Below are 7,506 nucleotides of genomic sequence, written 5' to 3'. Positions count from 1 at the left end.
AGATGCCGCCGATCACTTGGAAGCAAGCAGCCAACCAGTTTGCTATTCTGTTCGGCGAGCGCTTCACTGACGCTCTCGGCTGAGATTTGTTTAACCGACCTCCGCACACAGAATTCCTGACACCTCCTCTGGCGAAGGTGTCCTGCGAGCCCAGATAGCCCGGATGCGCTGTTTCAATCTCGCCATGCGCGACATCATCTTCTTGTTTGCGCTCCAGTGCCGCGATCTGCGCATCGGTGAGCACGATGGCTTGTTCAGCTACCAGATGTTCCAGAGCGCGTAGCCGCTGTTTGAACGATGCCAGGTCATGTCGCAGCCAGACTGAGCGCACACCGGAAGGGGAAACGAACACGCCGCGCTGGCGCAGTTCGTTGCTGACTCGCACTTGCCCGTGCGCAGGCTGTTCCGTTGCATAGGCAACTACGGTCGCCTCTATGGCGTCGTCTACGCGATTCTTGGGATTGGGTTTGCGACGATTGGCATCGAACAACGCCTCGACGCCGCCATCAGCCACTGCGTTCTGGTAGCGGTAAAAGGTATCTCGGGACAGGCCCATCACCTTGCAGGCCTTGGAGACGTTGCCTAGCTCAGCGGCCAGGTTCAACAGGCCGATCTTGTGTTTGATGATGTTCTGGTTGAGACTTGTCATGGGGTTACTCCTGCGCTTGCGCGCTGTCTTGATGAAGATTCGCACCTCTATCAAAACGGGTAACCCCACCTATCGGCAAGGCCTGACTGTCAGATCAAATCGGAACTTCTACATCTTAGAACCTGTTCATAGTCTGCTGCGCTTCGGCGATACGGCGTTAAAAACAAGCTCAAAATGCTCATGTACCACTTGTACATTCCGCTTTTTCGCTTGTTTTCGCCTTGTCTCGCCCTAGCTCGCGAGACTTTGAATAGGCTCTTAGAACCTGTTCACGATCTGCTGCGCCGCGGCGATACGGCGTTGAAACCATCTTCGAAATGCTCATGTACCGTATGTACACTCCGCTTTTTCGCTCGCTTTCGCCTTGTCTCACCTTAGCTCGCGAGATCGTAAACAGACTCTTAAAGTCTGCCGCAGGGACCCCTGACGAGCCGTATGGCGGTGTCGGGGGTTTTGTTTATGGGGGCGGGGGCCGGCGGCTTTCCATTTACCGGGCCGGCGTCTGGAGAAAGTGTTCGACGATGCGTTCGGTTTCGCCGGACTGTTTCATCGCCAGCAAGGCCGCGCTCAGCTTGCCGGCCAGAGAGGCCGGGTCCAGCCGTTGCGGGTAGTTGTCCGGGCTCAGCGGCTGGTCGGCGTGGTAATCCGGGTTGGGCAGCGCGCGGTAAAAGCGAGAATGCTTGGAAAAGCCCATATGCATGGCTTGCCAGGGCTCCAGCGACGGGTGCAGCGTCAGGCCGACCGGCCGCAGCCGTTCCCAGTAGAAGCGCAGCGTGAGTTCGTCGTAGATGTAGAAATCCGCCTTGCCGGCGCTGATCAGGCGGAAGGCGCGTTCGACATCCAGCTCCGGCACTTGCAGCACCTTGATGCGCGCTTGCCACGGCGGGGGAATCAGGTCCGGGTTGCCCAGGCTGCGTAGCTCCACGCTATTGTTCAGATCGGCGTAGCCGCGTAGGGGCGGGTGTTTGGCGCGGGTAATGACGACATGGCGCTCGCGCAGGCCGTTGGCCACGAACAGGACGATGGGTTCGCGCTCCGCGCTATAGGTGTAGCCGGGGTAGAAATCCACCTCGCCTTGCGTCAGCGCTTGCAGTACCCGCTTCTTTGGCAGGCGCACCACTTTCAGCGCGCAGCCGATGCGCTGGCAGGCGCGGCTGTACAGGGCTTTATAGATGCCCTCGTCGCTGTCGTCCTCGATATAGGGACGCCGCTCATTGGTGCGGTAGCCCATCACCAGCTCGGGCTCGCGCGCCCGCGCCGGGAAGGCCTGGGCCGCGATGGCGGCGATGATGAGGCAGAGCGCTAGACGCATGACGGTCCCTCCTGTAGTTCGTTTTCAGCTTATGTCATTCCCATCGCCTGCGCGCGGCGGAGACAAATGCATGATAGAAATAGATAGGTTCCCGCAAAATTCATCGCTTTTTCAAATGTATGTCCGCTTGCACAATGCTGACCGCAGCCATGTGGCTGGAAACCGGTCTTGGAGACGCGGCGATGAGCACTAGACGACATTTCCTGGGCGCAAGCCTGTTGACGGCGGGCAGCGTGATGGCCGCCCGCGCTTGGAGCGCGGAGCCGAGCGCGGCCGGCTACCGCATGCCGGACGAGGGCGAAGACCACGCCGCCACCTGGATGGCCTTCGGTCCCAGCCTGGAGGTGTGGGGCTCGGGCCTGCTGCCGGTGGTGCGGCGGGATCTGGCGCGAGTGGCTCAGGCCATCGCCGCCCACGAGCCGGTGCGCATGCTGACGCGCGCCGAGGATATGGCGCTGGCGGCCAAGCTGTGCGGACCCAAGGTGGAACTGGTGGAGCAGCCGCTGGACGATCTGTGGATACGCGACAGCGGTCCGGTCTTCGTCAAGGGCGAAGGCGGGGCGCCGGCGGCGGTGGATTTCAACTTCAACGGCTGGGGCGGCAAGCAGGCGCATCGTCGAGACGCCAAAGTGGCCGCCGCGGTGGCGGCCAAGAGCGGCGCGCCGGCCGTGAGAACCTCATTGGTGCTGGAGGGCGGCGGCATCGAAGTGGACGGCGAGGGCACGGCCATCATTACGGAGAGCTGCGTGCTCAACCCCAATCGCAACCCCGGCTGGAGCAAGGCGCGCTGCGAGCGCGAACTGCGCCGGCTGCTGGGCGTGGACAAGGTGATCTGGCTGCCCGGCATCGCCGGCCGCGACATCACCGACGGCCATACCGATTTCTACGCCCGTTTCGCCCGCCCTGGCGTAGTGGTGGCCGGCCTGGACACGGATCCGCAGTCCTACGATTACGCGGTGACTCGTCGCCACCTGGCCTTGCTGCGCCAGGCGCGCGACGCGCGTGGCCGCCAGCTGGAGGTGGTGGTCTTGCCGGGACCCGAGCGGGTGCGGCCCGAGTACGAGGGCTACGAGATGGCGGCCGGCTACATCAATTTCTATGTCTGCAACGGCGCGGTGATCGCGCCGGAGTTCGGCGACGCCAAGGCCGACCGCAACGCGTTCGCGGCGCTGCGCGAGTTGTTCCCGCAGCGAGAGGTGGTGCAGTTGAACATCGACGGCATCGCGGCCGGCGGCGGCGGCATTCATTGCGCCACCCAACAACAACCGGCCTGAGAACCTGTCTATGATCTTGCGAGCAAGGGCGAGACAAGGCGAAAACGGCTGAAAAAGCGGAATGTACAAGTGGTATATGAGCATTTCGAAGCCGCCACGCCTTATCTCTCCCTTCTTGCTTGCGGGACGTTGAACAGGTTCTCAGCTCGCGGGATCGTAAACATGTTCTAATCGGGCGGCGTAGCAGGCAACATCGCCTCCACGCCGGCCCAGGCCGGAAACCAGGAGGACATATCCGGATGGATAGAGGCAGTAAAAGCGGCGGGCCGAAGGCGGGCGAGTGGGAAGACCAGGCAACGGGCGCGCTTGGCCGCCTGCCGTCGCTGCGGCTGCTGACCGGTTTCGAAACCGCCGCGCGCCTGGGCAGCGTCTCCCGCGCCGCCGAGGCGCTGAACCTGTCGCAGTCCGCGGTCAGCCACCAGATTCAACAGTTGGAAGCCTTTGTCGGCCAGCCCTTGTTCCAGCGCGTGGGCCGCGGCATCGAACTGACCTTTGCCGGCGAAATGCTGCAGCAGAGCGTGCGTCGCGCGCTGGACACGCTGCGGCGCGGCTTGGACCGCATCGCGGTCTATACCGATCCGGGCCTGGTGGTGTTGGTGGGGCCGGCTTTTTTGCTGCACGGCTGGCTGCAGGGGCGCTTGGACCGCCTGCGCGCAGCCCACCCCGACATCGTGCCGCTATTGTCCACCGACGAAGAGCCGGGCCAGGCCGATGAGATCGACGTCGACATCGTCATCGGCCGGCAGCCGCTGGCGATGGCCGGCTGGGAAGACGCGGCCTGGCTCCGCGAGGACTGGCGTTTCGTCGCCGCGCCGGCCTTGGCGGAACGGCTGGCGGCGCTGCCGGCCGAGCGTCATCCGCAGCTGGCGCGTTTGATTTGCCTGGAAAAAGCGAGCATGCCGGAGGCGGCCGCCGCCGCGATGCAGTCCATGCTGCCGCGCTTCGGCATCGCCGCCGCCTACGATGCGCCGCAGCTGGCGCTGGACGCGGCCTTGCGCGGCCACGGCATCGCTTGCCTGCCGTCGATGGCCTTGGAAGAAGCGCTGGCCGACGGCAGGCTGCGCGAACTGGCCGGCTACCCGCGCCAGCCGGGCGCGCAATGGTGGTTGTCCCGGCCGCGGGACGCGCTGCGCAGCGCGGCGATGGCGCGTATGTTCGATTGGCTGCGGGAAGAGGGTGCCGCCGGCGAGTGAAGCGGTTTGGCGGCGGCGCCGCATGACAGCGGCCGCCGCTTGTCTGTTCTTGATCTGCGGCGCGTTGCGAGGCGTCATACGATCAGGGCCGCTTCGACATGCTTATCCGCTTATCGATCACTCCGCTTTTTCGCTGGTTTTCAACGCCGTAGCTCTGACGCGCAGCGGATCGTAAACAGGTTCTCAGGACGTCACCGCCTCCAGCTTGGCCGCGGCCAACTGCAAACGTTGTTGCAGGGGCTCCAGCAAAGCCCACAGCGCCTTGCCGCGCAGTTGCGCGTTTTCCGTGTGGCGCAGCATCAGCAGCAGCGCGCTCAGCCCCTCGCAGCATTGGCGCAGTTCGTCGGCGATGTCGTCGTAGTGTTCGCAGCAGCGGGACAGATAGGCCAGCTCAAGGTCGATGGCGGCGAGGGCGGGGTTGTCGCTGCGCTGCGCGTGCAATTGCTGGACGGTCTTGATCAGGCGGGCGGGCGGTTTGGCCGGCGGCGGTTGGGCGAATCGGGCGAGGAGGTTGCGTATCGGCATGGCTGCTCCTAAAGGGGGCCAGCGGGCGCGGTCGGCGCTCCGGCCGGGGCTGGACCGGCGGGATTCGCGCTTTCCAGAGGGCGGGCTTAGAATGCACGAATCGTGTGGGCGCCTGGTTTGGCCTTGACGCAAGCGCGGCCTGGCGGATGGCCGCCGGGCCTTGGCCGGCTCAGCCTTGACGGCGTCGGCCGCTTTTTGTCATCGGCATGGAAACATCTGACCACGATTGAGGTTAATTGCAAATGCGAGCGTGGTCCGTCATGCGGGAAAATAAATATATTCAATAAAGTCAATGCATTGCATGGACCGCGAATGTTGTTTTTCCGTCTATCAGCTTGGTCCGTTGTTGAATCTGAGGGGGTGGGTAGTGGAATCTCTTGGCAAACGACTGAGGTTTATCCGCGATACGGTGCTGAAAGAAGCGCGCGATGTCACCGCGCAGAAACTGGGCATCTCGCTGGTGTCGCTGCAGAACTACGAAGGCGGCACGCGCAAACCGTCCGCCGTGCTGGTGGCCAAGTTTTCGCGTTTGACCGGCGTGCGGGCGGATTGGCTGCTGTTCGGCGAGGGCGAGGCCTTGCCGGGCGAGGCCGGTCCGCGGGCCGGCGAGACGGTGGAGCGCTATGCGCCGCAGGGCGCGCATGTGGAGGTGCCGTGTTACGGCGCCGGCGCGGCCTTGCCGCTGGCGCAGGGCTGGCTGGCGTCCCGGCTCAAGCTGCCGGCCGAGCAGCTGGCGGTGGTGGCGGTGGCCGGCGACGCGATGGCCGGGGTCTTGAACGACGGCGATCTGGCCCTGGTCAACCGGGCGGAGACGCAGCCGGGCAGCGGCTTGTACGCGCTGGAGCTGAACGGCGAGGTGGTGGTGCGCCGGGCGCAGCGCTTGCCGGGAGGCAAGCTGGGGCTGTCCAGCGCCAATGAGGCTTATCCGCCGTTCGAGGTGGACCTGGCCGCGCCGCCGGCGGATTTCTCGGTGTTGGGGCGGGTGGTGTGGCTGGGGCGGCAGGTGTAGCGCTCACCCCATCACCCTATGCCACCACCAGCGCCAGCGTGCCATCGGCTTGCCGTCCGCGTTCAGCGGCCGGCCGTCGTCGGCGAAGCGTTCCGGCGGCCCCAGCGGTTTCCCCTCGATGAAGTTCTGCCGTTCCGCCAGCGCGCCGTTGGGATGGTAGCGCTGTTGCAGGCCGTGTTTGAAGCCGTTGCGGTAGACCGCCAGCTCCGCCGGCCGGCCGTTGGGAAACAGGGTGCGGGTTTCGCCGTGCGGCAGGCCGTGGCGGTAGTGGGCCTGGCGTTGCAGCGCGCCCTCCGGCGACCAGTACTGCGCGGTGCCGTGCAGCTGGCCGCGCTGGTAATGCAGCTGGGCCGAGGGCTGGCCGCCGGGGTGCAGCAGGGTGGCCGGGCCGTGCAACTGGCCGTCCTGGTAGTGGAAGCGCGCCAGCGGCGCGCCGGCCTGGTCGATGCGCGCCGGGCCTTGCAGCTTGCCGTCGCCCAGTTGGCCGACGAAGCGCTGTTGGTCTTGCTGGATGTCTATCGGTTCCGCCATGGCATCAGTTCTGCTGGATCAGCCCGCCCTTGAGGGTGAGCATGCCGCCGCCGTCCACGGTCTGGCTGGCGCTGGCCTTGTTGGTTAGCGACACCCCGGCGTCGTTGGTCAGCGTGGTGCCGGCTTTATTGGTCAGTTCGGTGCCCGCCTGGTTGGTGAGCCCGGTGCCGGCCTTATTGGTCAGGCTGGTGCCGGCCTGGGCGGTGTAGGCGGCGTCGCTCTTGGCGGTGAAGGCGCCGCCGCTTTGCAGGGTGAGGGTGCCGCTGACCTTGATGGTGAGGTTGCCGTCCACGGTCAGCGTGTAATTGCCGCTGACCTTGTGTTCGTGATTGCCGCCGGTGCTGTGGCTCTGGTCGCCTTCCACCTTGACCGTGCGCTTGCCCTTGACGTTGAGGGTTTCATTGCCGGTTTTCACTTCCACCGTGCGGTTGCCCTTGTCCACGCTGAGGCTGTCGTTGCCCTCGGTGACGCTGCGCTTGCGCTCGTTCTTCACCACCAGGGTTTCGTCATGGCCCACGTCGGCGGCCGCGTCGTTGAGCACTTTCACCGTGTAGTCTTTCTGCGCCTGGAAGAACACTTCTTCCTTGTCCTTGCTGTCGTCGAAGCGCAACTCGTTGAAGCCGCCGCCGCCTTTTGTCGAGTTGGTCTTGAGGCCGGACTGCGCCTGCTTGGCCGGCAGTTCGTAGGGCAGCGCGTTGTCGCCGTTGTAGACGCAGCCGCTGACCAGCGGCTTGTCCGGGTCGCCGTCGATGAAGCTGACAATCACCTCCTGGCCGATACGCGGGATGAACAGCATGCCAAAGCCCTTGCCGCTCCACGGCTGCATCACCCGCAGCCAGCAGGAGCTGGATTCGTCGTCCTTGCCGTCGCGGTCCCAGGGGAATTGCACTTTGACGCGGCCGTATTTATCGGTCCAGATCTCCTCGCCGGCCTTGCCCACCACCTTGGCCACCTGCGGGTGCATCACCGGCTTGGGAGTGAGCCGCGGCGGGCGGTAGGGGGTGGCCTTGGGG

At 64.9% G+C, this 7,506-nt stretch carries 8 protein-coding genes; 3 read left to right on the top strand and 5 right to left on the bottom strand.

The features are described 5' to 3' along the window. Both HA052_RS26645 and HA052_RS26640 read right to left on the bottom strand, forming a co-directional pair. Positions 1-649: helix-turn-helix domain-containing protein (locus HA052_RS26645; protein ID WP_240937593.1), on the bottom strand; the 649-nt coding region annotated here is incomplete at its 3' end. A gap of 487 nt (positions 650-1,136) precedes the next feature. Next, positions 1,137-1,961 carry a substrate-binding periplasmic protein gene (locus HA052_RS26640; RefSeq protein WP_166454368.1) on the bottom strand — a complete coding sequence of 275 codons (825 nt, stop codon included), beginning with the start codon at positions 1,959-1,961 and terminating at the stop codon, positions 1,137-1,139. 182 nt (positions 1,962-2,143) lie between these two features. Between HA052_RS26640 and HA052_RS26635 the strand changes: the two genes are divergently transcribed. Together HA052_RS26635 and HA052_RS26630 are read left to right on the top strand one after the other, a co-directional pair. Beyond that, positions 2,144-3,235 carry an agmatine deiminase family protein gene (locus HA052_RS26635; RefSeq protein WP_166454367.1) on the top strand — a complete coding sequence of 364 codons (1,092 nt, stop codon included), beginning with the start codon at positions 2,144-2,146 and terminating at the stop codon, positions 3,233-3,235. Positions 3,236-3,474: 239 nt separating this feature from the next. Then, positions 3,475-4,428 (top strand): LysR family transcriptional regulator, encoded by a 954-nt coding sequence (locus HA052_RS26630; protein ID WP_166454366.1) that lies wholly within the window; start codon positions 3,475-3,477, stop codon positions 4,426-4,428. Positions 4,429-4,611: 183 nt separating this feature from the next. Here the strand turns inward: HA052_RS26630 and HA052_RS26625 are convergent, their stop codons facing one another. Beyond that, the gene (locus HA052_RS26625) at positions 4,612-4,953 is read right to left on the bottom strand and encodes a hypothetical protein (protein ID WP_166454365.1); all 342 of its coding nucleotides are present in this window, start codon (positions 4,951-4,953) and stop codon (positions 4,612-4,614) included. A gap of 367 nt (positions 4,954-5,320) precedes the next feature. Between HA052_RS26625 and HA052_RS26620 the strand changes: the two genes are divergently transcribed. Then, a complete protein-coding gene (locus tag HA052_RS26620; protein ID WP_166454364.1) occupies positions 5,321-5,962 on the top strand; it encodes a S24 family peptidase in 642 nt (213 codons plus the stop codon). A gap of 3 nt (positions 5,963-5,965) precedes the next feature. Here HA052_RS26620 and HA052_RS26615 read toward each other — a convergent pair whose 3' ends face one another. After that, the gene (locus HA052_RS26615) at positions 5,966-6,493 is read right to left on the bottom strand and encodes a toxin-antitoxin system YwqK family antitoxin (protein ID WP_166454363.1); all 528 of its coding nucleotides are present in this window, start codon (positions 6,491-6,493) and stop codon (positions 5,966-5,968) included. A 4-nt stretch (positions 6,494-6,497) separates the two neighbouring features. Then, a partial coding sequence (locus HA052_RS26610) for a type VI secretion system Vgr family protein (RefSeq protein WP_166454362.1) occupies positions 6,498-7,506 on the bottom strand: 1,009 nt, incomplete at its 5' end.

Origin of the sequence: Chromobacterium fluminis, assembly GCF_011602385.1 — a bacterium.
GTDB classification, from domain to species: domain Bacteria; phylum Pseudomonadota; class Gammaproteobacteria; order Burkholderiales; family Chromobacteriaceae; genus Chromobacterium; species Chromobacterium fluminis.
The sequence above is the reverse complement of the archived record's forward strand: the minus strand, read 5'-3'. Positions and strand labels throughout refer to the sequence as shown.